Origin of the sequence: Silvimonas amylolytica, assembly GCF_014645555.1 — a bacterium.
GTDB classification, from domain to species: domain Bacteria; phylum Pseudomonadota; class Gammaproteobacteria; order Burkholderiales; family Chitinibacteraceae; genus Silvimonas; species Silvimonas amylolytica.
Genome location: NZ_BMLY01000001.1, coordinates 899,487 through 923,699, shown reverse-complemented (window position 1 = coordinate 923,699; position 24,213 = coordinate 899,487). Strand labels below are relative to the sequence as shown.

The 24,213-nt window shown below is 58.2% G+C and carries 29 protein-coding genes; 19 read left to right on the top strand and 10 right to left on the bottom strand.

Annotated elements, in window-relative coordinates:
• Positions 1–106: 106 nt before the first annotated feature.
• Entirely contained in the window at positions 107–454 is a 348-nt protein-coding gene (locus tag IEX44_RS04115; RefSeq protein ID WP_188689199.1) for a hypothetical protein, read from the top strand.
• Positions 455–507: 53 nt separating this feature from the next.
• On the opposite strand, the gene IEX44_RS04110 is transcribed toward IEX44_RS04115, so the two are convergent.
• Both IEX44_RS04110 and IEX44_RS04105 read right to left on the bottom strand, forming a co-directional pair.
• Complete coding sequence (locus IEX44_RS04110; RefSeq protein ID WP_188689194.1) at positions 508–891, bottom strand: glyoxalase superfamily protein; 384 nt, start codon at positions 889–891, stop codon at positions 508–510.
• 156 nt (positions 892–1,047) lie between these two features.
• Positions 1,048–1,521, bottom strand: a complete 474-nt coding sequence (locus IEX44_RS04105; protein ID WP_229678736.1) for a GNAT family N-acetyltransferase — start codon at positions 1,519–1,521, stop codon at positions 1,048–1,050.
• A 118-nt stretch (positions 1,522–1,639) separates the two neighbouring features.
• On the opposite strand from IEX44_RS04105, the gene IEX44_RS20870 reads away from it, so the two are divergent.
• Positions 1,640–1,828 (top strand): hypothetical protein, encoded by a 189-nt coding sequence (locus IEX44_RS20870; protein WP_188689190.1) that lies wholly within the window; start codon positions 1,640–1,642, stop codon positions 1,826–1,828.
• 53 nt (positions 1,829–1,881) lie between these two features.
• Here IEX44_RS20870 and IEX44_RS04095 read toward each other — a convergent pair whose 3' ends face one another.
• A complete protein-coding gene (locus IEX44_RS04095) occupies positions 1,882–2,814 on the bottom strand; it encodes an aldose 1-epimerase (RefSeq protein WP_188689187.1) in 933 nt (310 codons plus the stop codon).
• Positions 2,815–3,023: 209 nt separating this feature from the next.
• On the opposite strand from IEX44_RS04095, the gene IEX44_RS04090 reads away from it, so the two are divergent.
• From IEX44_RS04090 to IEX44_RS04050, 9 genes are all read left to right on the top strand, one after another.
• On the top strand, positions 3,024–4,112 hold the full coding sequence (locus IEX44_RS04090; RefSeq protein ID WP_229678735.1) for a LacI family DNA-binding transcriptional regulator: 1,089 nt from the start codon (positions 3,024–3,026) through the stop codon (positions 4,110–4,112).
• A 101-nt stretch (positions 4,113–4,213) separates the two neighbouring features.
• Positions 4,214–5,188 (top strand): ABC transporter substrate-binding protein, encoded by a 975-nt coding sequence (locus IEX44_RS04085; RefSeq protein ID WP_229678734.1) that lies wholly within the window; start codon positions 4,214–4,216, stop codon positions 5,186–5,188.
• A 304-nt stretch (positions 5,189–5,492) separates the two neighbouring features.
• Positions 5,493–7,043 carry a sugar ABC transporter ATP-binding protein gene (locus IEX44_RS04080; protein ID WP_188689182.1) on the top strand — a complete coding sequence of 517 codons (1,551 nt, stop codon included), beginning with the start codon at positions 5,493–5,495 and terminating at the stop codon, positions 7,041–7,043.
• Entirely contained in the window at positions 7,040–8,008 is a 969-nt protein-coding gene (locus IEX44_RS04075) for an ABC transporter permease (RefSeq protein WP_188689179.1), read from the top strand. Before IEX44_RS04080 ends, IEX44_RS04075 begins: the two co-directional genes overlap by 4 nt.
• A gap of 7 nt (positions 8,009–8,015) precedes the next feature.
• Positions 8,016–9,044 (top strand): ABC transporter permease, encoded by a 1,029-nt coding sequence (locus IEX44_RS04070; RefSeq protein ID WP_188689177.1) that lies wholly within the window; start codon positions 8,016–8,018, stop codon positions 9,042–9,044.
• Positions 9,045–9,166: 122 nt separating this feature from the next.
• A complete protein-coding gene (locus tag IEX44_RS04065; RefSeq protein WP_229678733.1) occupies positions 9,167–9,697 on the top strand; it encodes a GNAT family N-acetyltransferase in 531 nt (176 codons plus the stop codon).
• Complete coding sequence (locus IEX44_RS04060) at positions 9,688–10,017, top strand: DHCW motif cupin fold protein (RefSeq protein WP_188689174.1); 330 nt, start codon at positions 9,688–9,690, stop codon at positions 10,015–10,017. The genes IEX44_RS04065 and IEX44_RS04060 overlap by 10 nt, the downstream gene beginning before the upstream one ends.
• A 32-nt stretch (positions 10,018–10,049) precedes the next feature.
• Positions 10,050–10,850, top strand: a complete 801-nt coding sequence (locus IEX44_RS04055) for an MIP/aquaporin family protein (protein ID WP_188689172.1) — start codon at positions 10,050–10,052, stop codon at positions 10,848–10,850.
• Positions 10,847–11,362, top strand: a complete 516-nt coding sequence (locus IEX44_RS04050; protein ID WP_188689170.1) for a cupin domain-containing protein — start codon at positions 10,847–10,849, stop codon at positions 11,360–11,362. The genes IEX44_RS04055 and IEX44_RS04050 overlap by 4 nt, the downstream gene beginning before the upstream one ends.
• A 76-nt stretch (positions 11,363–11,438) precedes the next feature.
• Here the strand turns inward: IEX44_RS04050 and IEX44_RS04045 are convergent, their stop codons facing one another.
• Together IEX44_RS04045 and IEX44_RS04040 are read right to left on the bottom strand one after the other, a co-directional pair.
• Positions 11,439–12,617, bottom strand: a complete 1,179-nt coding sequence (locus IEX44_RS04045) for an MFS transporter (protein ID WP_188689168.1) — start codon at positions 12,615–12,617, stop codon at positions 11,439–11,441.
• Positions 12,618–12,714: 97 nt separating this feature from the next.
• Positions 12,715–13,536, bottom strand: coding sequence for a DeoR/GlpR family DNA-binding transcription regulator (locus tag IEX44_RS04040; RefSeq protein ID WP_188689165.1), 822 nt, complete (start codon positions 13,534–13,536; stop codon positions 12,715–12,717).
• A gap of 401 nt (positions 13,537–13,937) precedes the next feature.
• On the opposite strand from IEX44_RS04040, the gene IEX44_RS04035 reads away from it, so the two are divergent.
• The 5 genes from IEX44_RS04035 to IEX44_RS04015 all read left to right on the top strand — a co-directional run bounded on the left by IEX44_RS04035 (position 13,938) and on the right by IEX44_RS04015 (position 17,171).
• Positions 13,938–14,846, top strand: a complete 909-nt coding sequence (locus IEX44_RS04035; protein ID WP_188689163.1) for an ATP-binding protein — start codon at positions 13,938–13,940, stop codon at positions 14,844–14,846.
• On the top strand, positions 14,821–15,537 hold the full coding sequence (locus IEX44_RS04030) for a response regulator (protein WP_188689161.1): 717 nt from the start codon (positions 14,821–14,823) through the stop codon (positions 15,535–15,537). Before IEX44_RS04035 ends, IEX44_RS04030 begins: the two co-directional genes overlap by 26 nt.
• Before the next feature lie 227 nt (positions 15,538–15,764).
• Complete coding sequence (locus tag IEX44_RS04025) at positions 15,765–16,367, top strand: flagellar basal body L-ring protein FlgH (RefSeq protein ID WP_229678732.1); 603 nt, start codon at positions 15,765–15,767, stop codon at positions 16,365–16,367.
• 26 nt (positions 16,368–16,393) lie between these two features.
• Positions 16,394–16,921, top strand: coding sequence for a cell division protein FtsI (locus IEX44_RS04020; protein WP_188689158.1), 528 nt, complete (start codon positions 16,394–16,396; stop codon positions 16,919–16,921).
• A gap of 79 nt (positions 16,922–17,000) precedes the next feature.
• Positions 17,001–17,171 carry a hypothetical protein gene (locus tag IEX44_RS04015; protein WP_188689154.1) on the top strand — a complete coding sequence of 57 codons (171 nt, stop codon included), beginning with the start codon at positions 17,001–17,003 and terminating at the stop codon, positions 17,169–17,171.
• A gap of 88 nt (positions 17,172–17,259) precedes the next feature.
• Here IEX44_RS04015 and IEX44_RS04010 read toward each other — a convergent pair whose 3' ends face one another.
• Both IEX44_RS04010 and IEX44_RS04005 read right to left on the bottom strand, forming a co-directional pair.
• Complete coding sequence (locus IEX44_RS04010) at positions 17,260–17,817, bottom strand: NADPH-dependent FMN reductase (RefSeq protein ID WP_188689150.1); 558 nt, start codon at positions 17,815–17,817, stop codon at positions 17,260–17,262.
• A gap of 85 nt (positions 17,818–17,902) precedes the next feature.
• Complete coding sequence (locus tag IEX44_RS04005; RefSeq protein ID WP_188689147.1) at positions 17,903–18,157, bottom strand: hypothetical protein; 255 nt, start codon at positions 18,155–18,157, stop codon at positions 17,903–17,905.
• 296 nt (positions 18,158–18,453) lie between these two features.
• Between IEX44_RS04005 and IEX44_RS04000 the strand changes: the two genes are divergently transcribed.
• Positions 18,454–18,714, top strand: a complete 261-nt coding sequence (locus IEX44_RS04000; protein ID WP_188689144.1) for a hypothetical protein — start codon at positions 18,454–18,456, stop codon at positions 18,712–18,714.
• Positions 18,715–18,815: 101 nt separating this feature from the next.
• On the opposite strand, the gene IEX44_RS03995 is transcribed toward IEX44_RS04000, so the two are convergent.
• The 3 genes from IEX44_RS03995 to IEX44_RS03985 form a co-directional block, all read right to left on the bottom strand.
• On the bottom strand, positions 18,816–19,040 hold the full coding sequence (locus tag IEX44_RS03995) for a hypothetical protein (RefSeq protein WP_188689141.1): 225 nt from the start codon (positions 19,038–19,040) through the stop codon (positions 18,816–18,818).
• Between the two features lie 408 nt (positions 19,041–19,448).
• Positions 19,449–20,402 (bottom strand): alpha/beta fold hydrolase, encoded by a 954-nt coding sequence (locus IEX44_RS03990; protein ID WP_188689138.1) that lies wholly within the window; start codon positions 20,400–20,402, stop codon positions 19,449–19,451.
• A gap of 106 nt (positions 20,403–20,508) precedes the next feature.
• A complete protein-coding gene (locus IEX44_RS03985) occupies positions 20,509–21,522 on the bottom strand; it encodes an aldose epimerase family protein (RefSeq protein WP_188689135.1) in 1,014 nt (337 codons plus the stop codon).
• 337 nt (positions 21,523–21,859) lie between these two features.
• On the opposite strand from IEX44_RS03985, the gene IEX44_RS03980 reads away from it, so the two are divergent.
• Entirely contained in the window at positions 21,860–22,915 is a 1,056-nt protein-coding gene (locus tag IEX44_RS03980; RefSeq protein WP_188689132.1) for a LacI family DNA-binding transcriptional regulator, read from the top strand.
• 130 nt (positions 22,916–23,045) lie between these two features.
• Positions 23,046–24,176, top strand: a complete 1,131-nt coding sequence (locus IEX44_RS03975; protein WP_188689128.1) for a hypothetical protein — start codon at positions 23,046–23,048, stop codon at positions 24,174–24,176.
• Positions 24,177–24,213 lie beyond the last annotated feature (37 nt).

Sequence of the window (24,213 nt, the reverse complement as noted above, 5' to 3'; positions counted from 1 at the left end):
GCAGCCCCGAAACTGCCGGATATGACACCAGATATTCGCGCAGCACTTGGTGTCTGCCCGCCGGTGACCCATTATCAGATTACGCGCGACAATGGGGCCAACCAGAGTGGACGATGCTGAAAACCGCACGATAGATCGCCTGCAGCGGCAGATTGACAAACTGCGAGTGCAGATGGAGTTGATGCAACTGAGTTTCGATGCGCTGGTTGATACGCTGCCGGATGAAGAACTGCTGGAAGAATTCAAAATCCGCGCCATCGGCCGTATCCGCCATCGGCTGGATGGATTGCGCCGACACCATTCTGATGCCGAGAGTCTGTTGAACACCACCGGACTGAACCTGGACGAACAAACGGTGGATGGTTTACGCCGTGCCGTAGCGCTCAAGCGTGCGCTGGAGACCGAACTGGACCGCCTCTGGGCCGCGCGTGATTACGAAACGGATCGTAAGTAAACAGATGTGTGCAAGGCGCCAGCTTGTGGGGCTGACGCCGGTACTGGACCAGATTAGAGGTTTTCGCCCACATCAATCCGGTTGCCATCCAGATCGGCAAAGACAAAGCAGCGCATGCCAAAGTCTGCATCGCGTAGTGACTTGATCATGCGTACATCATGCTGTACCAGGTGCTGATACAGCGCGCTGGCATCGCGCACCAGCAAATGCGCGACGTTGCGTGACGGGGCTTTATGTTGTTTGTCCAGGGTCAGATGAAGCTCTGCATCATCCTTTTTCAGAATGACAAAGCCGACCGGACTCCCGTTCTCGAAGACCTTGGTAAAACCCAACAGCCGGGTATAGAAGGCCACGGCCTGCTCCATATCAGTCACGGGCAATGTGGGGGCGATACGGCCGAAGGTGATGGCGTGCGGGGGCAAGACAGGGGAAGTCACAGGACGCTCCTTGCAGGCAAGACGGCAACCTGCTGAGGCGGTGCCCAGTATCAGGTGCGGCTTGCTGATAAGCGGAGCGGTGTCCGCATAATGAGACTGATTATAGCGTTGAAGCGGTTGCTCCGTGCGCCACTGCGGCGGACTGCAAGTGCATTGCTAGTCGTCCGCGAATGAAGGTCGAACCATCAGTACAAAGTCGCCATCAGCAGATTGCCCCTGGCTGGTCACAATAAACCCGTGGTTCGCGTAAAAACGGCGGGCCCGTCCGTTGTGGATCAGGCATTTGAGTTGCCAGGGCCGGTTTGCCCAGCCAGGTAAATGGGTCAGTAGCGCCGAGCCTATGCCCTGACCGTGAAAAGCGGGCTGCACGTACAGCATGTGAATGAAATGGCTTGGCGCCCAGATGGACACAAATCCGGCGATGCCGCCCTGGGTGTCCTGCGCCAGCCAGATCTCTTCGCCCTCTGTTTGCGCGGCAAAGTCTGTGAGCAGGAAGTCTGCCGGGCTCTGCCAGACAAAAGATTGTTGTCGGGTGTGCAGATAAATTTCGGCCAGCGTGGTGGCATCTGCGGGCGTAGCGGGGCGGATAGTCCAGATCATTGCGCGGTCAGCATCGGTGGATGCCGCCATGTTACCGGCTGCGGGGGCGGCAGAGTGCTTACCCTCGGTGCAGTGTTGGAAACGGTGCTAGTCTGTCTTTGTGCTTCAAGCAGACAGTGCGTTTTCGCTCATCTTTCAGAGGTGTTCAATGCCCGGCTCATATCACGCCCACGCCGATACACCGGCGGCCAATCCAGGTCAGGTGCCTCAGCCTGAAGCAATGCAAGATCATTACCTCGGGAGCGTGTTTTCTTTGCTGGTCGCTGGCGTGGCGGCACAGCTTCTGGAAAAATATTACGACCGGAAAAATCGCAAGGCCGGGTTAGAACAACAATAAGCCTTGCGAGCTTGATGCCTGCTCCAGATACCTCATTGGGCTCGCCCCACGCGCTACGACCATTGCGGTTCCAGCACAAACCGTACCGACAGCGTTTCTCCGGGTTGTAGCCATGTACCACCCACCTTGCCGGGGTGTTGCTCAGCCAGGTTGAGCCAGTCGGTGCAGTTGCTGACCGGTTCCATGCAAAAGTGATCCAGCCCCGGCGGCACGTACAGCACAAAAAAATCCAGTGGTGCGTCAGCATGCATGACCACGCGCGCATTTTTTTGTGGCCAGGTCACGCTGGCACTGCGACTCCAGCCTGTGAAGTTGTTATCCAGCATCACGTTGTCGATCAATTGCCCTTGCCGCAACGCCTCCAGCAGGTTGGGTTGTTCCAGATGGGTAGGCATGATTTCTGCGTCAGCAGCCCACATGGCTTCTACATCGGTCTGCACCACGGTGTCCGCTGCGCGTAAAAAGTAGGGATGATGACCCAGACCCGCAGGCATGGGGGCCGTGTCGGTATTGGTGAGCGTCATGCGGACCGTCAACCCCTTTGGGGTGAGCTCAAAACGCTGGCGGGCATGAAAGGACCAGGGCCAGTCCCCCCTTGGGTAGTCAAGGTCAAGCGTGGCGGAGTCAACCGCCAGCGTGCTCACTTGCCATGGCAGTCGCCAGCCGTGGCCATGCAGCGTATGGGGCGAGTCACTCATGTTGGCCGCCATATTCAGTGGCCGCTCGCCGACCGGGGCGTGGCCATTGCGGATGCGGTTGCAAAAGGGCAGCAACGGAAAGCTGCTCATCAACAAAGGGTTGGCCTCATCCAGGCTTTGCACTGTGCCTGGCCGCAACCAATGGATCTCCTGCCCCTGCCGCATCGAAAAATACCGATAGATACTGCCGCCCACCGCGGGTGCCAGCAGCAAGGTCTGTTCGGTGCAGGATAGCCGGATCACCGTGGGGGCCACGGTGGCGGTTTCAGAGGATGCGGTGAGGGGCATGGGCAGAGTCCACTTTGGGTATGGGAGCCATTTATGGCGTTCTTGATGTGGATTCTAACAATGTTTTGATAAATTATTACTAATAATATTGGTTGTATGTGGTGCGCATATCAGCAATAGAGCGGAAAAAACCGGGGTAATCGCATATCATTGCGTGTGAAAACAGCGCGCCGGCGCTGATGTTTGCCGGTTCATACCAGGATCGCTCAATGGCCAGTCCAACCCGAAAAACAGAAAAACTGCCGCAACGGCGGCCGACCATGACCGACATCGCCAAGCTGGCAGGGGTGTCGCAATCGACTGTATCGCTGGTGCTCAACAACAATGTGGGCAGCGCCAAGCTCTCTGAAAAAACCCGTGCGAAAGTGCTGAAAATTGCGTCGGAGTTGGGTTATCGGCTGACGCATCGCACCACCGCAGCGCCCCAGCGCGGGCGCAATATGATTGGCTATATCGTTGATTCCATTTCAACAAGTCCGCATCCGGTGGTGAGCGTTGATGGTGCCCGAGACGCCGCGTGGGAACACGATTGCGTACTCTCTGTGTTTGCCACGCGAGGCGATCCGGAAGTCGAAGAAGCCACCATCAATGCACTGCTGGCGAACCCGACGCTGGTGGGTGTGGTGTACTCGACCATCTTCACCCGCAAGGTCGAAGTGCCCGAAGCCCTGGGGCGGGTGCCGACCGTGTTGCTCAATTGCTACACCGATGAACGCAATTTCAGTCACGTAGAACCAGGCGAGGTCGGCGGCGGCCATAACGCCACGGAATACCTTATTAATGAGGGGCATACGCGCATTGGCTTTATTAATGGTGAACCGTGGATGGATGCGGCCAAGGATCGCTTCAAGGGTTATCGCCAGGCACTGGCCACTGCCGATCTGCCGTTTGATCCGCGCCTCGTGCGCGATGGCGACTGGATGAGCGGTACCGGCTTTGAACAAACGCTGTCTTTGATGGCAGAACCGCGCCCGCCCACGGCCATCTTCTGCGCCAATGACCTGATGGCGCTGGGTGCGCTGGAAGCCTTGAAACAGCTAGGTTTGAAGGCGCCAGATGATGTCGCCATCATGGGCTATGACGACCAGGAAATCGCCCGCCATACGCATCCGCCCCTGACCACCGTATTGCTGCCCAACTATGAGATGGGCCGCTGGGCTGTAGATACGTTGATTGCAGAGGCTGCATCGCCGGAAGACGCGGCCACGCAAGGGGCGCAGCGCAAGCGTCATATCAAGATGGAATGCCCGCTTGTGGTGCGGGAATCAGTGGCGTGCCCGCAATCTGATCAGGCCTGATCAATAATATTTGACAAATATTATTAATGAACCAAGAATCACCTCGTAGTCCAAAAACAAGAAGTACATTTTGCGAATGACGTTCCCCGAGGAGGTTCATGATGCGAGTACGATCTGCTGGTCTGGCCGTTCTGGTTGCCAGTTTTGCATTGGCTACGGCCAGCGCCATGGCTGACGGTGTGCCCAAGCTGCCCCAGAAAGCCAGCTACAAAGTCGGTTTTGCCCAGACTGAAAGCAACAACCCCTGGCGCATTGCCGAAACCCAAAGCCTGAAAGACATTGCCGGCAAGTGTGGCTGGACGCTGGTCTATACCGACGCTGCCAGTTCTGCTTCCAAGCAGGTCGCTGATGTGCAAAGCATGATTGCGCAAAAGGTTGACCTGATTGTGCTGGCCCCGCGCGAAGAAAAACCGCTGGTCCCGGCTGTCATGGCCGCCAAGAAAGCGGGTATTCCAGTGATCGCTATTGACCGCGATCTGGACCAGAGCGTGGCCAAGCCAGGTCGCGATTACGTGACCTTCATTGGTTCTGACTTTGTCGATCAAGGCCACCGTGCAGCGGAATGGCTGATCAAGGCCACCGGCGGCAAGGGCAAGATCATTGAACTGGAAGGCACCACTGGTTCTTCCCCGGCCAATAACCGCAAGAAGGGTTTTGACGATACCGTCAAGAAACAAGCCGGCATGCAGATCATTGCCAGCCAGGACGGTGACTTTGCCCGCGACAAGGGTCGCCAGGTGATGGAATCCCTGCTGCAGGCGCACCCGGATGTAACCGCCGTGTACGCCCACAATGACGAAATGGCGATGGGCGCTATTGCCGCGCTGGAAGCCGCCGGCAAGAAGCCAGGTAAAGACGTGATCGTGGTGTCGATTGATGGCACCAAGGATGCACTGCAAGCCATTATCGATGGCAAGCTGGGCGCCACCGTTCAGTCCAGCCCGTTCTTTGGCCCGATCTCCTGCAAGACTGCGCAGGATTACGCTGCAGGCAAGAAGATTCCGGCATGGGTAAAGGTTGAAGACAAGTTCTTTGACAAGAGCAATGCCAAGGAAAATCTGGCGAACGCATTCTAATCGGTCGGCCGGGGCTACGGCCCCGGCAAGACGGACTGGCGCATGCCCGATGTCGGGTCGGGTGACAGCACAGGCCGGTTCTGTCTTCCTCTCTCAGGCCGGCTTGCCGGCCATTTTTTTACCCGGTAGCGGGCTGAGCGATCGAAACGTCCATAGCGGATAGCAAAGCAGTCCCGTCAGACCATAATCAATCAGAACAACAGTAAAACCTGCACGCCATGTGTAGTGCCATTGCCTGGCGCTACACCGCATAGACACGCCGTTACGGCGGCATGCAGCCACAAGGCTGGAGGATTCATAAACCATGACGCAGACAGTCACGGCGCCGTTGCTGGAGATGCGCGACATCAGCAAGGCGTTTTCAGGTGTGCCTGCACTCAAACAGGCGCGGCTTTCCATTGCCCCGGGTGAGGTTCACGCGCTGATCGGCCAGAACGGCGCGGGTAAATCCACATTGATCAAAATTTTGACTGGCGCCTACAAACGCGATGCGGGCGAGATCCTGTTTGGCGGCCAGGTCGTTCATTTCACCACCCCGCTGCAAGCGCAGAAGGGCGGCATCAGCACCATTTATCAGGAACTCAACCTGATCCCGCTCAGAAGCGTGGCAGAGAACATCTTTCTGGGGCGCGAACCACGCAAATTCGGTTTGATCGACTGGCCACGCATTCATGCGGATGCCGCCGCATTGCTGGATAAACTCGGCATTGTGGCGGATGTGCGTCTACCGCTGAATCAGTGCAACACGGCCACACAACAGATGGTAGCGATTGCACGTGCCGTATCGTTGCATGCCCGGCTGGTGATCATGGACGAACCCACGTCCTCGCTGGATGAACAAGAAGTCGAAACGCTCTTCCGGGTCATTCGCCAACTCAAGGCCGATGGGGTATCGGTGATTTTTGTCAGTCACCGGCTCGATGAACTTTACGCGGTGTGTGATCGCGTCACCGTCATGCGGGATGGACAAACGGTTGCCGAAAAATCCATGCAGGAAATGGACAAACTGCAACTGGTAACGACCATGCTGGGTCGCGAGTTGGCCAGTACGGTGGCACAGGCCGCCAGTGAAGACATCAAGCCGGACGAAACGCGTACCCCGACTGTAGAGACGCGCGCGCTCAAAAGTGGTGTACGCGTCAATGACGCCAGCATGGCTGTATACCCTGGCGAGATCGTCGGTCTGGCCGGGTTGCTGGGCGCTGGCCGGACGGAACTGGCACGCTGTTTATTTGGCGCAGACCGCGTTGATCAGGGCGAGATATTGCTCAAGGGCAAGAAGAGGGCATGGCAATCGCCTTCTGACGCCATTGCCCACGGTGTGGCCTATCTGTCTGAAGATCGCAAGATCGAAGGCATCATTCCCGATATGTCGGTCGAGGAAAACCTGACGCTGGTGCTATTGCCACGCCTCGTGAAACTGGGCGTGGTGGATCGCAAGCAGCAGCATGCGATCGTCCAGCGGTTTATCGAACGTCTGCAGATCAAAACGGCTGGCCCGAAGCAAAAAATCCGGGAGCTTTCGGGCGGCAATCAGCAAAAGGTGCTGCTGGCGCGCTGGCTGTGCGCAAAGATCGACTTCCTGATGCTGGATGAACCCACGCGCGGCATTGATGTGGGCGCCAAGGCGGAAATCCTGACCTTGATCCGCGAACTGGCCGATGACGGGCTGGGTGTGCTGATGATCGCCTCCGAGCTTGAAGAACTCACGGCCTACGCTCAGCGCGTGGTGGTACTGCGCGATGGTTACACCGTGCGCGAGTTGTCTGGCAGCCAGATCAACGAAGACAACATCATGGCGGCCATGGCCAATGCCACCGCCAAAGACAATACACAAGCGGAGAGAGCCCCATGACCGCGCTTGCCTTGCGGCTTGGCCAAAGCCGCCGTCTGATTCCCTCCGGCGCTTTGCTGGGTCTGGTGTTGCTGGTGGTGTTCAATCTGGCATTCACTCAAAACTTTTTGTCCCTGCAAACCTTCAACATCAACCTGACGCAGGTCTCCACCATTGTGATCGTGGCGGTAGGTATGACCATGGTGATCGCCACGGGCGGCATTGATTTGTCCGTGGGCTCTTTGATGGCGATCTCTGGCGCACTGGCACCGCTGATCTTTGGCGCCCATAGCGGGTTGTTTGCCGTACCGGTGCTGGGGATGGCTTGCGCAATCGTGTTGCCGATCCTGGCGGCATCGGCTGGCGGTGCGCTCAATGGCACGCTGGTGACGCGATTTCGCATTCAGCCCATTGTGGCGACGCTGATCCTCTTCATTGCCGGCCGTGGCATTGCGCAGGTGCTGACCAATGGCAATCTGCAAACCTTCAGCAATGACACCTTTCACTGGCTAGGGCTGGGCAAGGTGCTTGGTGTGCCGGCACAGGTGATCATCATGTTGATCATCGTGGCGATTGCCGCCTGGGTGATGCGGGCCACATTGTTTGGTCGTTACATCCTGGCCACTGGCGGCAATGAGCGGGCAGCACGCCTGGCGGGTGTGCCGGTCACCCGGGTGAAGATGGCGGTGTACGTGATCTGTGGTGCGCTCTCTGGCCTTGCTGGTTTGCTGGTCATCGCCATCAATTCTTCGGCTGATGCCAACCTGATCGGCATGGGGATCGAGCTGGATGCCATTGCCGCGGTGGCCGTCGGCGGCACGCTTTTGACTGGTGGCCGCGCCCGTATTTTAGGGACGCTGATCGGCGCGCTGATCATTCAACTGGTGCGCTACACCTTGCTGGCTCATGGAGTGCCCGATGCTGCGGCACTGGTCGTCAAGGCTGCCATTATCCTGGCCGCCGTTTACCTGCAAAAGCGGGAGTAACCAAGTGATGTCGAAATCCTTGCAAGTGGCAGCGGGTGAAGCGCTGGGTGCGCTCTCTGGCCCGCCGCAATCTGCGCAGCGCAAAAGGCTGCATTTCCTGCGTACCCAAGGGGTGCTGGTCGCGCTGATTCTGTTGTTGATCTTTGGCGCTTGCCGCTATGACAACTTCCTGGGTGCGTACAACGTGCTCACGCTCTTGCGTTACAACACCATGTTCGGGTTGATCGCGGTGGGTATGGCGTTTGTCATCATGACGGGCGGGATTGATCTTTCAGTTGGCACGACCGCAGCACTCTCCAGCGTGATCTCTGCCACGCTTAGCCCCCATGGTATCTGGCTGGGGTTGGCGGGTGGCGTGGGGGCAGGGCTGGTGATTGGCCTTGTGAATGGTCTGGCAATTACCCGCCTGAAAATCCTGCCGTTCATTGTCACGCTGTGTACCTTTCTGGCAGCCCACGGCCTGGCCTTGCTGTTTGCCGGTAACCAGTCGGTGTCTGTGTCCTGGGAGAGTGGCTTTACTGATTTCGGTCAGGGCGATTTCCTGGGGTTTCCGATCCCGGCCTGGATTGGTGGTCTGGCGTTTATTGGGGGCTCCATCGCCCTGAACTTCAGCGGCTTTGGCCGCACCGTGCTGGCCATTGGCGGCAATGAAGAAGCGGCCCGTTTGATGGGTTTGCCGGTAGAGCGGGTGAAGTTCTTCGTCTATGTGTTGAGCGGTGCGTTAGCTGGTCTGGCTGGCGTGATCCTGGCCTCGCAATTTGGTGCGGGCCAGCCCAACGAAGGCAATGGCTGGGAGTTGTTCGCCATCGCGGCCGTGGTGGTGGGTGGCACGCGGCTGACGGGCGGTGAGGGCTCGATTGGCGCCACGTTGTCCGGCGTGCTGCTGCTGGGTTTGATCTTCAACATCCTGAACTTTGAAAACGGCAAGGGTGTGATCAGCCTGTCGGCTTACTGGCAGTCGGTGATTCGCGGCGTGTTCTTGCTGATTGTGGTGATCTTGCAAGCGCGGCTGGCACGCAAAGAGAAAGACTTGTAGTCGTTTTATCATCCGCAAGGTGGATTGCTTCCCAAATCCACCTTGCGCAGTTGCACTTGCGCATCTCACACCGCCGCCGAACCAGCTAGAATCACCGGGTCCACACTGCGGAACCGGCTATCTTGTCTGCATCCCCTCTGATTAGTACCGAGCGCCTCACGCTGCGCTGGCTCACGCCGGCTGATGCGCCCTTCATTTTTGACCTGTTGACCAATCCCTCCTGGCTGCAATACATCGGCGATAAGGGCTTCAAATCCGTCGAAGATGCGCACAATTACATCGAAACCGGGCCGATTGCCATGTATGAGCGTTGCGGCCATGGCTTGTACCTGGTCGAGCGCAAAGAAGATGGTGCGTCGCTGGGTTTGTGTGGCCTGATCAAGCGCGACGGGCTGGACGATGTGGATATTGGCTATGGCTTCATGCCGCAATACTGGTCGCAAGGCTATGCATTGGAGTCCTCACTGGCCGTGCTGGACTACGGTTATCAGACATTGCGTTTGCCACGCATTGTGGCGATTACTTCTGACGACAACCCGGCCTCGATGCGGCTGCTGGAAAAACTCGGCCTGCGCCACACCGCCAACGTGCGGCTGGCGGCCATTGATGAAGACATGCTGCTGTACACCCCGGCGGATGGCATATGCATCTGAACAATATTCCCTTTGGCACGACCGACTGGTCTGCCATTACACCAACTGAACACCCCGGAGAGCGCGGCAAGGCGCTCTGGCGTACGCAGCATTTCGGCGATATCCGTGTGCGCATGGTCGAATACACGCCCGGTTACCTGGCCGATCATTGGTGCGTGAAAGGGCACATTCTCTTGTGTCTTGAGGGCGAATTGCACACAGAACTGGACGATGGCCGCGTGTTTACGCTGAGGCCCGGCGTGAGCTACCAGGTGGCAGATAACGCTGAACCGCACCGCTCATATACGGATGTAGGCGCGCGGTTGTTTATTGTGGATTGAGCCGTACCCGGACTGGAAGTTTTGATTTCTTTATGATTTTTTCGCGAAAACAAGAGTTTGTAGCCGAGTTGCTCGGCACGTTTGTGCTGATTTTTCTGGGTAGTGGCACCAACTGCATGGTGACCCTGTTTTCCAGCCAGGTCGGTACGCTGGTGAATGGCGGCTATACCAACAGCGTGATTGGTTGGGGGCTGTCCGTCATGTTTGGTGTGGTGATGAGCATTCGCATCAGCGGCGCCCATTTGAACCCGGCGGTATCACTGGCGCTGGCGGTGACCGGCCGTTTCTCCTGGCGCAAGTTGCCGCATTACGTGGCGGGGCAATTCATTGGCGCTTTTCTGGGGGCGGCACTGGCGTTTGTCGTTTACTACGCCAAATGGCACCAATACGATCCGGGTCTGGCTTATACCGCCAATATTCTGACCACATTCCCCGCCATCACGACCAGTCTTTGGCCGGGCCTGATTGACCAGGTGGTGGGGACAGCGTTGCTGGTGGCCGTGCTGTTCGGCCTGGCTGATCTGTTGCCGCCCAAACAGGTGATGTGGCTTATGCCCGGGGCAGTCTGTTTGCTCATCATTGTCATCGGCATTGGGTTGGGTGGCATGCATGGCTACGCCATCAATCCAGCACGGGATCTGGGGCCACGCATCCTGGTATGGCTGGTGGGGTTCCAGCACACCGGGTTCGCAGAGGGTGTCTGGCTGGTTCCGGTGGTTGGCCCGCTGATTGGCGGATGCCTCGGCGGCATATTGTATGACCGGCTGATTGGCCGTGCGCTGCAGCAGGCAAGTGCTCAAACCGTGTTATCTGAAGAGCGAGGTTCATCATGACCCGACCCGATTTCATCAAACACTGGCAAGAAATCCAGAAGCCTGCCGAAGGTGCTTCTTATCCGGATAGTCAGGAGGTTTTTACACTCTCGTCCTCGTTCAGCCCCGTATTCGGGCTGGCGCGCATTGGTATTCATCATGAAGTGTTGCCGCCCGGCCGCCGTTCCTGTTGGCCGCATGCGGAGAAAACCGAAGAAGAGTTTGTCTATGTAATTGAAGGTACGCCGGATGCGTGGATTGACGGCGTGTTGCATCGGCTCAAAGCCGGCGATGCGGTGGGTTTCAAACCGGGAACCGGCATTGCCCATGTGTTCATCAACAACACAGAAGAACCTGTGCGCTTGTTGGTGGTGGGTGAGCACAAGCGTCCCGATAATCAGGTGCATTACCCGCTGCACCCGGCACGTAATGCGAGCATTGGTGATGATCACTGGGCAGAGGCACCGACCCGGCTGAAAGGCGATCACGATGGTTTGCCTGACCAACTGCGTGAGTCGAACGGGCCGTTCTAGAGCAGGGAAGAGACAAAAAAGCGGACCAGATGGTCCGCTTTTCTAGTTTGCAAGATCAATGCTGTTGATAGCTAGATCAGCTCACCTTAACGGGCGTTGGCTTCACAATCCACGCATTGAACGCCACAAAGGCCATCAGCAAGCCGGTACAACCCAGGGCGATGGGCAGCGAGGTGGCGCGGGAGAGAAAACCAATCGCCGCCGGGCCGGCCAGAATGCCGCTGTAGCCGCACATGGTCACCAGGGGCATGGCGGTACTGGCCGGTACACCAGGAATACGCGCCGATGCGCTGAAAAGTACAGGTACCACGTTAGATGCGCCCATGCCGACCAGCACAAAGCCGCACAGGCTCAGCCAGACCCATGGTGCCAGCACAATCACACCTAGCCCCATCGCGGCCAGCAAACCGCCAATAAACACGATCTTTTGCGGGCCAAGGTGATGGTTGATCCAGTCGCCCGTGAGGCGGCCGCCGGTCATCGCCAGCGAGAACGCCGCGTAGCCCAGACCTGCGCCGGCTTCATCCATGCCGCGCTCAAACCGCAGGAACACGGCGCCCCAGTCCAGCATGGCGCCTTCGGTCAAAAAGCCGAAGAAACACAACATGCCAAGGAGCCAGATGATCCCGTGCGGCATGCGGAAACGCTGGTGTTCTTCGTGTTCCGGTTCAGTTTGTTCGTGCGGCAAAAAGCGGTGGGACTGCTGAATGGTCACCACGGTAAACGCAATGCCGACGACTGTCGCGATCAGCGTCATCGAAAGGCCCACTTTCAACAGTGCCGCAACGCCCACGCCGCCTAGCAAGCCGCCGAGTGAGAACAAGCCATGGAAGGAGGACATCAGCGGTTTGCCAGCCTGCAGCTCGACAAACACGGCCTGGTTATTCATGGCCACATCGACCATCCCCAGCAGCGCGCCAAACAAAAAGAGCGCGGCTGCCAGCATGACAGGGTTTGGAGCGATGGCCAGCAAGGGCACGGACACCACCATCGCCGCCCCGGAGACCAGCAATACCTTGCCGCTGCCATAGCGCTTCATCAGCCAGCCCGTCGCAGGCATGGCCAGCATCGCGCCGCAACCTAGCGCGAGCAATACACTACCGAGCGCGGCATCGTTCAGGTTCAGGCGCAACTTGGCAAACGGCACCATCGCCGCCCAGGTGGCATTGGCAATGCCCGTCAGCAAAAACAGCAAACGTGTGGCAGTGCAAGAAGGTTTCCAGTCAAGAGCGCTGGCAGTGTCTTTCGGTTTCATACGATTTCCAGTGCGGTGGGCGTGTACCCGGTTTCAAGCGGCTGCAACGCCGCTTTTGTTGGTGCAAGCGATGGATTCTCTTGCATTTGACATATTCTTATTCGGCACGAAGCACATTGATTCCTGCATCAGCCAAACTTGTTCCTGATTCAGCCAGGCGTTGCAGAATCTGCATGTCAGCGTCGTACTCGATCACGAGATGTGTGACTTCAGAGAGCGGCGCAATGCCAAACGGCGCGCCTGTGCCAAGCTTCTCATTCGTCGCAACCGCGACAATGGCGCCGCTGCTGGCCACCAATTGCCGTTTGAAGGCGACATCTTCCATGTGTCCACCCCCCAGGCCAGATTCTGCGCTGATCGCGCAAATGCCCAGAAAACACAGATCTGGCCGCATTTGTTGCACGTCCAGCAGGGCGCTGCCGCCCAGCGTGCCGCCGGTCTGGTGATCCAGCGTCCCGCCAATCATGATCACCCGCAGGTCTTCTCTCCCCACCAGCGCCGCAGCAATGGCGGGGGAGTTGGTGGCAACGGTCACGCCAATGTCCTCTGGCAGCAGGCGGGCGATGGCCAGGTTGGTGCTCCCGGCGTCCAGAAATACAAACTGACCACCTTGTACCAGGCGTACTGCGGTACGTGCCAGGCGTTCTTTGCGGGCCAGATTTTCAACATTGCGCTCGGCAATGGGTTTGCCGGTGGCGGACATGGCGATGGCACCACCGTAGACCCGCTGGCACTCGCCCGCGGCGGCCATTTCACGCAGGTCACGGCGGATCGAGTCTTCAGAAACCGCGAATTCCGTAGCCAGTTCTGCGGCCAGAACGCGACCATCACGTTGTAAGCGTTCGCGAATAATCTGGTGTCGGTCTATCGGTAATGCGGTGCCTGACTTAAAACGTTCACGGCGTAAATCGACGCTCATGGCAAACTTCCATTGGTGATTACAAACACAACCAGATTCCACTGATCGTGCATTAACGTGAATGAATGTGCAAGATTTTTTGCCTGTTTCAAACGGATTTTGCCGCTGTTTTTGCCTGGTTTTTCCTGTTTTGCATGATTGATGCAAGAAAAGATGACATGTGCAAACATGTAAAAAGCATCAGTGTTGACACGCCAGCCTCTGTTTTGTAACCGGGCGGCGCTAAATTTGTACCTCTTTGTGTCAAAGACGCACACGACATTCGGCGCTACATTTACGCGATTGTCAGCTTCAACACACATTGCATAATGCGCCCCGCCCGGGCAGCCGCCCGCGCACATGTCCTTGGCAAAAATTCAAACAATATGCATGCACAAAACAGATCAGGCTTGAGATCAGGGTTGGGGCGCTCGTTCCGGCTGGTCGCGCTGGCCCCATTCAACATGGCGTTGTTGATCGTGCTGTGGGCGCTGGCCGACAGGTACGGCGTGCGATTGGCGGTCGAACTGATCGTGCTGGCTGAACTGGTGCTGGCCATGTTTTTTCTCCAGGCACGGCGCCAGCGCGCGGATGAGGTCACGCCGCCAAATCTGGCTACGGCTGCCGATGCAGGCCCGCTGGCTGATCTGGCCCATGAGCTGCGTTCACCGCTGACAGTCCTGGCCGGCGAGATTGAAGCCATGCAAATCGGCCTGCGTCAGCCCGATGCCCAGACTCTGGATGCCATGGCAGGGGAGGTGCAGCGCTTGTCCCGCTTGCTGCAGGATCTGGATCGTCTGCTGGGGCACACTCAGCCTGCTGAAGGTATGTCGGCGCAGATCATTGATGTCGGTCATCTGATCGAACAGTTGCTGCAACGACATCGGCTGGCATTGCAGCGGGCCGGGTTGACGGTCACGCTCTCACGCCAACCAGCGCCGAGCGTGGCAGGCGACTTGCTGCGGCTTGAGCAACTCTTCACCAATTTGTTGCAAAACAGCCTGCGCTATACCGATTCGCCTGGCCAGATCGTGATCCGGATAGAGGGCACGTTTGATGGCACCGTGCAGGTGACCTGGGAAGATAGCTCGCCCGGTGTTTCAGGGCAGCATCTGCCGCGTCTGACCGAACGTTTTTATCGTGTGCCGGGTCATGGTGTCCGTCATCCGCATGCCAGCGGGCTTGGTTTGGCCATTGCCCGCGCCATTGCTGAAGCCCACAGTGCAACGCTGCATGCGCGGCACAGTCAGTTGGGTGGTTTGTGTTGGGTTTTGCGTATTGAAGCTGCTCAAGAGGAAATGATCCATGAAGCCAGTGGTGTTGCTGGTTGAAGACGAAGCCCCGGTGGCCAGTCTGCTGTTCGACTATCTGCGTAATGATGGTTTTGAGCCGGTCTGGCAGCAAACCGGTGGCGATGCATTGGCCTGGCTGGCGCATAACGAGGCCGCGCTGGTGCTACTTGATCTGGGCCTGCCTGATATCCCGGGTATGGAGATCTGTCGTCGCGTGCGGCAGGCTTCCGGCTTGCCGATCATCATGCTGACCGGCCGCGATACCGAAATGGACCGGGTGCTGGGGCTGGAGCTGGGCGCGGACGATTACGTCTGCAAGCCGTTCAGCCTGCGTGAAGTCGCAGCGCGCGTGCGCACCGTGTTGCGTCGCGGTCAGCCCGCGCCGGCAGTGCGCGATACGCTGACACTGGACGATGACTCCGGTCGTGCGCAGATTGGGGGGCGTGATGTGCAGCTGACCGTGGTCGAATACCAGTTGCTGCGGTTGATGGCGGTGCGACCAGGGCGCTTGTTTTCTCGTGCACAGTTGATTGATGGCATGTATGCCGACGGCCGTGTAGTGACCGAACGCACGGTTGATAGCCATATCCGCAAAATTCGCCAGAAACTGGCCGCAGTCGCGCCCGGCCAGGAGTTCATCCAGTCTGCCTACGGTGCAGGTTACCGTTTCGAGGCTGCACCACGCCGTGCTGGCGCGCTGGCACCGGCCGGCCAGAGCTGTCTGGTCTGATTGCCATTTGCGCTGTCCGGGCGCGACTTTCACATTGTTTGCACATTTGCTGCGCAATTGCTTTGCACACTTCGGGCAAAGCGTAATGGGCCGTCGGCCCGGATTGTGGAGCGAGGCAGACCGTGGCAAACCAGGACTTCAGCGATGTCAGACACCGCATCTGCCAGGCCGCATGCATACTGGGCCTGCTGGCCCTGGCCGGATGCGCTAGTGAGCCTGCATCCATCGTGACCCGTCCTACCCGCGCCTTGCCACAGCCCACCCTGATGAGCATGGATAACCAGGGTTCCATCTTCCAGAACGCGACCGCCCAGATGTTGTTTGAAGAGGCCGTTGCCAGCCGCGTGGGCGATACGCTCACCATCCAGATCCAGGAAAGCCTGACCGGCAGCAACAAGTCCACCACCAATGCCAGCAAGAACGGTGAGGTGGCCTTCAAAGGACCTGGATCGACGTCATCCATGGGCGGTGTGATCAAAGAACTGTTTGACCTGAATGTCACCTCGACCGGCTCGGATACCTTCAAGGGCTCTGGTCAGACCGATAACGCCAACTCCATGACGGGTACCTTGTCGGTGTCCGTGATTGACGTACTCCCCAATGGACTGCTGGAAATCGCGGGGAGCAAACGCATTGCTGTCAACGGCGACTTGAACCAGCTGCGGTTCTCCGGCCTGGTGAAAAAGCGCGACATCAAGGCAGGCAACGTGGTGTCCTCCCAGAAAGTGGCAGACGTGCAGCTGGAACAAGTTGGACGCGGTGTTGTGGCTGACGCCAATACGGTGGGCTGGTTGCAGCGCACCTTCATGAGCGTACTGGGTTTCGACTGATGCGGTGCCTGTGGATTCGTTTCGCCATGCTGCGACTGTGCTGTGCACTGAGTGTTTTGTTGATGTTGAGCGGCTGCATTGTGGTGCCGACGATTCCGGTCGGTGAGATTGTTACTGCGGCAGCCGATGGCATCGCGACGGTGACATCGGCTGCTTCCGGTGGCAACAGCGGTGCGCCGTTTGAGTATGTCCGGCCGTATCTCTCCCTGAAAGAAGTCTGCATCGACTGGAATGAAGTGGTCGCGGTGCCGGATTTCGTACCGTCCCTGCAATTGCTGCTCAAGCGCTACGGCGTGGACAGCCGCGTGTATTCGCCGGGCACTGCCCCCACCGGTTGTGCAGAACTGACCTACACCGCTAGCCGCAAATGGGAACGCCGCTATGGTCGTGATGAAGATTCCTCCTACCTGGCCAGCGCCTCGCTGACCTTGCGCCGCAATGGCCAGTTGTTGGGGAGTGCCACTTACGAGGCGGGGAACTTCGGGTTCGACAAATGGAAGAACACAGGCGCCAAGCTGGCACCCGTGGTCGATACCTTGCTGGCGGGCAATTAAAACTGGTGGCCAGTGTGTTGTATCTGTTTGCCGGCTGCCATTTTGCGCCCCTGGCGCGTTTTTAACCTGGAGAGTCTGTATGTCTATGACTGTTGGTTCATCTTTGCCGCCCACCGCGCGGCCCGCGGCAAGCAGCCACCCGGCCGCTACACAGCCGCAGCGCACTGAAACTGCGCCTGCTGCCAGCGCTGCACCGACGACCGCTGCGGCACCTGCTGGCAGCAATTCATCCGTGAACGTGCGCGTTTAAGGGTATTGGCCGTCCCGGCCACGACGTGGCCAACAAAAAAGGCGAACTGCAAGGTTCGCCTTTTTCTTTGTCAGCGCGGCATGCTGGCTTAGCCCAGCTGTTTTTCTACCCATGCGGCATAACCATCAATGAATTTTTGCAGAAATTCACGGCTGCGCTCGCTAGTGAGTTTGCCCTCGGCATCGAACATATCGCCTGCATTGCCCACATAAGCTTCCGGTTGCTGCATGCAGGGCACGTCGAGGAAGACCAGGGACTGGCGCAGGTGGTGGTTGGCACCAAAGCCACCGACTGCCCCAGGCGAGACACTGACCACCGCACCGGGCTTGCCACTCCAGACCGCCTCTCCACGCGGGCGCGAGCCCACGTCAATCGCATTTTTCAGGGCGGCCGGCACAGAACGGTTGTACTCCGGCGTTACAAACAGCACGGCATCGGCGGCTTTCATCTCGCGGCGAAAGCGCACATAGGCTGCCGGTGGGTCGACATCAATATCTTCGTTGTACAGCGGCAGGTCCCCAATCTCGACAATCTGGAGCTTCAGTGATGGGGGCGCCAGTTCGGCCAGTGCCAGTGCGGTTTTACGGTTCAGCGAGGCCTTGCGCAAGCTGCCAACCAGTACGGCAACGTGACGGACAGTACTCATGGATAAAGCTCCTTGTCATGATGAGGGGTGCAACGTGCCAACCCGTTGCGGTAACGGGTTACACAACAACGCAAAACGCGACAGGTCAGGACCAGTCGCTGTCTTCTATGTCATCGTCGTCCAGTTCTTCGTCTTCTTCGAGTTCCGGGTGCAGGATCTCCAGTGCCTCGTCATACGCGGTGTCCAGTCCCCGGCAGTATTCAGGCTGATCCCAGCCTTCCCGCTCAAAGGACTCGATCATTTCCAGGTAAAAGTCGCGTCGCAGATCTTTATCCGTCACGGCTTTTTGCGCTGCAACGATCAGGTCTTCAAAAAGCTCACTGCCACCTTGCCAGGACATGCGTAGGTCTCCTTGTCGGTGCAGTACAGCACAAACCAGACGACATGCGGTCAGCCAATCAGCAGATCGCGCGCCAGGCCGCGCCGTTACTGCGATTTGAATCTCGTATTTCAAACAAATGTTTACGTGCAAACCCCTACAGACACATGATTGCGGACTCGATATGTTGCATTGCAGCAATAAAGTAGCGTAGGGTCAAGCTGAGTACGGACCCAGCTTTGCCCACTGCGACAACCGGGCGCGCAATAAGTGCGATGAGCTGGGGGTTATGTGGTTTGTGCAAGGAGGCACGCATCATGCAACAGCACCGTGGATATCTGATTGAAACCAGCGCTGAGCTGGATCTTGAAACGCTGGAGTGGTACCCCACGCTGACGATTGGCCTGGCGACAGAAGGCGTAGACCCGCAACTGGTATTTCCTTGGCAACGGGTGTCGCGGCCTTCGCAATATTTCTCTGAAGCCGCCGCCAATGCTGAAGCCTTGCGCGTCGCACGTTTCATCATTGAATCCGGCCGCTTGCCACCGCCGCGCCAGGGGGCCGGCCGTACCGCCTGATTGCCTCGCTGATTGGTGCGTTGGCATCTGAGCCATGTAAAAGGCGGACCATCGGGTCCGCCTTGCATTGTGTGTCCCACCGCGACGCAAACTGGCCGCTGTCAGCGTGCCAGTTGCAATTGCAGATCCGCGCCACGTGCGGTCATGTGCAACAGCACATCTTCTGCCTTGCGCATACTGGGGTAAGGACCACCAATTTCCTCGCCATTCTGAAACAGATACAAGCCTGCAAAACGGCCGATACCCGTTTCATCTTCATGGATGCGTTCGCGCAGTTCGTACCCTTCGTCCTTTCTCCAGGTTCTGGACCAGCGTGTAAGCGTCATGTTTGTCTCCCGATCTTGCCAAAAGCCATGTTCAGGCGCGGATAGCGCCCGCAGGATGGTACGGCAGATGCCGAAGGCCCGTCTCACCGGCAGCCTGTAGCAGCTCGGTGGCGGGCAAGGAACAACTCCATATTCCCAACGCCTGGCCGGCTTGCCGGTACAGGCGTTTTTTTATGCAGCCCGGCGCATTGATGGCCAGACTGTTTTCTTTCTGATTTGATTTATAGCCAGGGAACGAGGGGCCTGGCATGGGTCGATAGAGAGACTCGCGCCTGGCCCGCATGGATGCTGGAGGCATTCCGACATACGGTAGTTTTTGCGCCGGAAAAGCATGAACCCCGATGGGGCTGACGAGAGTGTCTCTCCAGGCTGTCCCTGAGCTGTCAGAAATGCCCGGAAGGCAAGGCTTCAGGCGTTGGCTGCTGCGTCGCTCAGCGCACTTTCCTGCATATCGCGCAGGGCGGCTGCGGCCTCGAAATGGGGTGGCAAGCGATCAAGTAGCAGGGCGCAAACGCCCGGCGCCAGATCATGCGCCATGCCAGGAACTTCTTCAAACCGTGCCCCAGGAATCTTGCTGGCCGTATCTTGACCGCAGGCCAGCGGGATCAGCGGATCGTCACAGCCATGAATGATCAATGACGGCACTTTGAGTTTGCCCAGCAGAGCACTGCGATCCGGGCCGGCAACCACGGCCATGAGCTGGCGAACAACCCCTTGCGGGTAGATGGCGCGGTCCAGACTACGGCGGATCCGTTCACGTTGCACGACCTCTGGCGTTGGAAAGCCCGGGCTGTGCAGCACTTGCCAATTCTGGTGCAGGAAGTCGATCAGTGCTTCGCGGTGTTGCGGGCGATACAGGGAGGGCGGTGCGCGCTTGAGCAACGCAGCTTGCGCGGCGGCATTGGGGCCGGGCAGGCCGGGTGCGCCGGAACTGCTCATGATGCTGGTTAGACTGATCACGCGCGCAGGCGCTTTGGACGCCACAATCTGGGCGATCATCCCACCCATGGATGCGCCCACCACGTGTGCGCTTTGCAGACCCAGCACATCCATCAAACCAATCGCATCGTCGGCCATGTCGGCCAGCGTGTAGGGTGGCTTGAGGGGCAAACCGAGCTTGTGCTTCATGGCGGCCCACATCAGATTGGGCTTGCCGCAGCAATCCATGTGCGATGACAGACCGATGTCACGGTTATCAAAGCGGATCACGTAGTAACCCTGGTTCGCGAGAACCTGGCAGAAATCTTCAGGCCAGCCGAGCAATTGCATGCCCAGACCCATGATCAGCAAGACGGCAGGGCGATCAGGTTGGCCGAAGGTTTCGTATTCGATGGCGATTTTATTGACGCGGATCTGAGGCATTGCAGCGCAGCAAAAGCGGTTGATGCCAGATAGATTGCGTTACTTCGGGAGCTTCGTCTACAGGCAAGTGCGTTAGTGGTGGCGCAAGCCCCACAATATTGACTGCTTAGCAATCATCGGCAGCAATATTTTCTACAGAAATCCGGTAGTGAATCGTGCGGGTTACGCCTGCTTGTAGCGCAAGCCCGCGCTTCGCTAGCGGATGGTTCTCTGGCGGTTGTAACACACCGCCAAGTTCAAAGACGCCGTTCACGGGTTCGACCCCCAACGCGAAGTTGCGACCCAGCCAGGGGGCGTGCGGGCGCCCGCCATTGCTGATCCAGAGGACGACATCCGGGAGTGCTGCAGCATCCCAGTTCAGTAATACGCGTGCCTGTTCTTTGCGATACACGAGTTCAAAGTGCCCCTCGGTGTTGAAGAGCTGCACCAGTTCTTCGCATGGTGTGGCAAGGGGCAGTAACGACAGGTCTATCGTGTGCCCGTCTTTGCCAGGTAACACTGAGAGATCAGGCGCTGTCGCACCATGCGCAAGGCGCGACGAAGGCTCGAAAGCGGTTGGAAACGTCAGCACGGTTTTGAATGCGCCGGGTTTCAGTAGCAAGCTGCCTTCTGCCTTGGGCAGGCGAAACGTGGGATGCAAGGCGACCGGCATGACCGTATCGCGCCGCGGATAGATGGTCAGGCTGATGTCGAGTGCCGGTGCGTTCGGGTCAGCGCGGATTTCCCGGCGCAACAAGGCAATCGCCGAGTCGCGCGGGTATTCGATCCCCAGCGTAATACCCAGTGCATCACGATCAAGTACTTGCCAGGCCTGGTTGGCGCCCGGGCCGTGTATCGCGGCATAAGCCGAATCGGCAGGGACATGTTCTCGCCAGCCAGGTGCGATCTCCTGGGGTGTTTCGGTTCGGCTAAAGGGCACACACGGCCATTCACCACGCATCGTGCGCAACAAGCCGGGAAGGGCGGGGTCGTCGGCCCAGGGCGCGACGTAGAACGGCTGGAAATCATGATTATCTGGCAGCCGGAAATGCACAGGACCCAGCATGCCGCCGAGTTTCTCGATACAGGCGGTACCATGTGCCCAGACCAGCAGGCAACGGGTGGCGTCGTCACGCTGCATGTTGAGCCCCGTTCTTGCTGGCGGGCGCCAATGAGGTTGAATTGTGCGCTGACATGATGCCCGCTTCCTGGTCTGGTCGGAGAATCTGTTCGTGATGGCTTGTTGGCTATCCCTTTGTCAATAAATGTACACGTGTAAAATTTTGAATGCGAGTCCGCCTCAATAGTGCGCCGACAAGTGGAGTAAGGTGTTTTTATTACGTCATTATGGTGCATTGCGGCAATTCAAACGGTCGTTCTGAAGGGCGTTGCGGCTGCATTTGCGCAAATTGTGTACACTATGCTTTACACGCGTACACATTGAATCCAGACAATAAATCAGCTCAGGAACGCTTGCCGTGGCAGAGAATGAAAACGTTGCCAGACCCGATGGTTTTTCGGGTGTCGTTACCATGAACGACGTCGCCGCAGCGGCGGGGTTGTCCCGCACCACGGTGAGCAAATATTTCAACGGCAGCGCAACACTCAAGCCCGACACCCGCGAGAAAATCGAGCGTGCCTGCCGGGCACTTAACTATGTGCCTGACCTGCACGCTGTCAGTCTTGTGACCGGGCGGTCGAACCTTGTGGGCGTGGTGCTGCCATTTATTGCCGAACCTTTCTTTGGCAAGGTGCTGCAATTGATGGAGCGTGAGGCCGCTGCACTGGGTTTGCAGATCGTCATTCAAGCCTCCAATAACGACACCCGCCGCGAAGCCGCAGCCCTGATGGCGCTGCGGGCCATGAAGGTGCACGGCATTATCCTCACGCCGATTGAATCGGACGATAACCGCGCTTTGCTGGCCAGCTTGCAAAAAGAAATGCGCATCGTCTTTCTGGATAGTTTCATGGACGAAAACTGCCATTTCGTCATGAACGACAACCAGCAAAGCATCGGCCTGATGGTGAACTACCTGTTAAGCCGCAATGTGCGCCCGGCCTATCTGGGTACGCCGCGCATTGCCAATCCTTCCCGCCCGGAGCGCCTGGCCGGTTATGTGGCCGCCATGAAAGCTGCGGGCGAAACACCGGAAGTGATCCCCGTTGCGGTGGATACACCGACCTGGCAGTTTGAAGCGTTTGCCTATGAGCAGCTTTTGAACTGGTGCGGGCAGGGCGGTCTGCGGGATTCCGGTGCTGGCGGCATCATGTGTACCACAGACCGGATGGCTTTCGGCGCGGCCAAGGCGCTGCGCAAGTTTGGCCGGCATCCGGGCAAAGACATGCTGCTGGCCGGTCACGATAATCTGGATATCTGCGAATACATGGACCCGCAATTGACCACGGTGCATCAGGATATTGAACGCATCAGCCATGCCGCCATGCACTTTATCCAGCTTGATCCGGCTGAACTGGGCGGGCGCTTTTACCAGCAGCGCTTTCCTGGCAGATTGGTGATCCGTGAGTCGGCCTGAGGTGTTTTCCCACAAAATGTAGTCCTGACGCGGACAAACAGCGGCCGCTTTTTTTGCCAGAATCGGGCAGTATCCATACTTCGGCGCCCGCCGTCCGTGCCATCTGGCCCGGGCGCAAGCCGTATCGCCCATGCGGACTTTGTTGTTTTCTGCGGCCATCGCGTTCTTTGCGGTGAACATTTCACCGGCCTTTGCTGCCCCTTGCCAAAGCATCGTCAACAACAAGGCCCGCCTTGCTTGCTATGACGAGTTGTTCGGGCGCCCGGAAACGGCGCCTGAAGATGCGGCTGATCTTGCCAATGCAGCCCAGGCCACTCAACCGGCAGCTACCGCGGCCAGCACGGTCGCAACAGCCAAACCCACTGAGCAAAACGCCAGCGGTGCTGCGACGGCCTCGGGCGTCGCGATGGCCAAACCCGCGCCGGCCGAGGCCTCTGCGGTGGCCGTACCACCCCATCATTTCTGGAATGACTTCGCATTACGCGACGGCCCCGGCCCCAATGCGACCAACCCGGCCGTACTGGCCATTACCCATGGTTCTGATAATTCCTCGTCATTGGTCCAGGCCGGCCTGACCTGGCGCATGGGTAAACGGTTTTTGCCCGATACGCTCACTGACTGGGGCTGGCGCTGGTATTCGGCCATCTGGATGAATATGAACACCGCCAGTGACAACCCATACAACTCGCGCGGGGCGCAACTGGGTGCGGCAGGTACCTTGTTTGATGCCAAAAAAGATGGCTTTGCGCTGGGTAGTTCCATCAACGTCAACGTGAAAGAAGACGCCCAGAACGACACGCTCTCACAGGGGCTGGCGTTTGACACGCGGCTGATCCTGCCGGACTTGCTGGTGGTGGGTAAACCCTATGACTCCGGCGGCCCCTCCTGGTTTGTTTACCCGTTGGGCGGCGTGTACGTGGATCATCTGGCAAGGGTAGAGGCGGGGCAGAGCCCGGGTACTGCAACGGGCGGTTATGCCGGGATGACGGCGGACTACTACCCTGGCGGTTATTTGTGGCGCTTGAAGTTTCACGCCTCTTACCTTACCGGCAGAGATCTGGTGACGACGTCAGGATTGAACCGGCGCTCGTCCCACCTGACGCGCTTTGGTGTGGATTACTCGCTGGCACCCAACAAAGATGGTTCGCGCCCGATGGTCATGCCATCAATCTCACTGGAGCGGATCGTGGGGGACAATTTCATGGATGGCACGGCGTATACGGCGGAGACCGTGTTGTCGCTGAAGTTGTTGACCAACTGATGAGGTAGGGTGGATTCGGAGCGATAGCGGCAATCCG

Excerpts from the sequence above, each read along its gene's own strand:
- IEX44_RS04060 (WP_188689174.1), top strand. The coding sequence starts at position 9,688 with ATGCATCTGAACAATATTCCCTTTGGCACGACCGACTGGTCTGCCATT.
- IEX44_RS03985 (WP_188689135.1), bottom strand. The coding sequence starts at position 21,522 with ATGCAGCGTGACGACGCCACCCGTTGCCTGCTGGTCTGGGCACATGGT.
- IEX44_RS04105 (WP_229678736.1), bottom strand. The coding sequence starts at position 1,521 with ATGGCGGCATCCACCGATGCTGACCGCGCAATGATCTGGACTATCCGC.
- IEX44_RS04030 (WP_188689161.1), top strand. The coding sequence starts at position 14,821 with ATGAAGCCAGTGGTGTTGCTGGTTGAAGACGAAGCCCCGGTGGCCAGT.
- IEX44_RS04080 (WP_188689182.1), top strand. The coding sequence starts at position 5,493 with ATGACGCAGACAGTCACGGCGCCGTTGCTGGAGATGCGCGACATCAGC.
- IEX44_RS04090 (WP_229678735.1), top strand. The coding sequence starts at position 3,024 with ATGGCCAGTCCAACCCGAAAAACAGAAAAACTGCCGCAACGGCGGCCG.
- IEX44_RS03995 (WP_188689141.1), bottom strand. The coding sequence starts at position 19,040 with ATGACGCTTACACGCTGGTCCAGAACCTGGAGAAAGGACGAAGGGTAC.
- IEX44_RS04020 (WP_188689158.1), top strand. The coding sequence starts at position 16,394 with ATGCTGCGACTGTGCTGTGCACTGAGTGTTTTGTTGATGTTGAGCGGC.
- IEX44_RS04015 (WP_188689154.1), top strand. The coding sequence starts at position 17,001 with ATGTCTATGACTGTTGGTTCATCTTTGCCGCCCACCGCGCGGCCCGCG.
- IEX44_RS04045 (WP_188689168.1), bottom strand. The coding sequence starts at position 12,617 with ATGAAACCGAAAGACACTGCCAGCGCTCTTGACTGGAAACCTTCTTGC.
- IEX44_RS04070 (WP_188689177.1), top strand. The coding sequence starts at position 8,016 with ATGTCGAAATCCTTGCAAGTGGCAGCGGGTGAAGCGCTGGGTGCGCTC.
- IEX44_RS04000 (WP_188689144.1), top strand. The coding sequence starts at position 18,454 with ATGCAACAGCACCGTGGATATCTGATTGAAACCAGCGCTGAGCTGGAT.
- IEX44_RS04050 (WP_188689170.1), top strand. The coding sequence starts at position 10,847 with ATGACCCGACCCGATTTCATCAAACACTGGCAAGAAATCCAGAAGCCT.
- IEX44_RS04085 (WP_229678734.1), top strand. The coding sequence starts at position 4,214 with ATGCGAGTACGATCTGCTGGTCTGGCCGTTCTGGTTGCCAGTTTTGCA.
- IEX44_RS04010 (WP_188689150.1), bottom strand. The coding sequence starts at position 17,817 with ATGAGTACTGTCCGTCACGTTGCCGTACTGGTTGGCAGCTTGCGCAAG.
- IEX44_RS20870 (WP_188689190.1), top strand. The coding sequence starts at position 1,640 with ATGCCCGGCTCATATCACGCCCACGCCGATACACCGGCGGCCAATCCA.
- IEX44_RS04095 (WP_188689187.1), bottom strand. The coding sequence starts at position 2,814 with ATGCCCCTCACCGCATCCTCTGAAACCGCCACCGTGGCCCCCACGGTG.
- IEX44_RS03990 (WP_188689138.1), bottom strand. The coding sequence starts at position 20,402 with ATGCCTCAGATCCGCGTCAATAAAATCGCCATCGAATACGAAACCTTC.
- IEX44_RS04040 (WP_188689165.1), bottom strand. The coding sequence starts at position 13,536 with ATGAGCGTCGATTTACGCCGTGAACGTTTTAAGTCAGGCACCGCATTA.
- IEX44_RS04075 (WP_188689179.1), top strand. The coding sequence starts at position 7,040 with ATGACCGCGCTTGCCTTGCGGCTTGGCCAAAGCCGCCGTCTGATTCCC.
- IEX44_RS04005 (WP_188689147.1), bottom strand. The coding sequence starts at position 18,157 with ATGTCCTGGCAAGGTGGCAGTGAGCTTTTTGAAGACCTGATCGTTGCA.
- IEX44_RS04055 (WP_188689172.1), top strand. The coding sequence starts at position 10,050 with ATGATTTTTTCGCGAAAACAAGAGTTTGTAGCCGAGTTGCTCGGCACG.
- IEX44_RS03975 (WP_188689128.1), top strand. The coding sequence starts at position 23,046 with ATGCGGACTTTGTTGTTTTCTGCGGCCATCGCGTTCTTTGCGGTGAAC.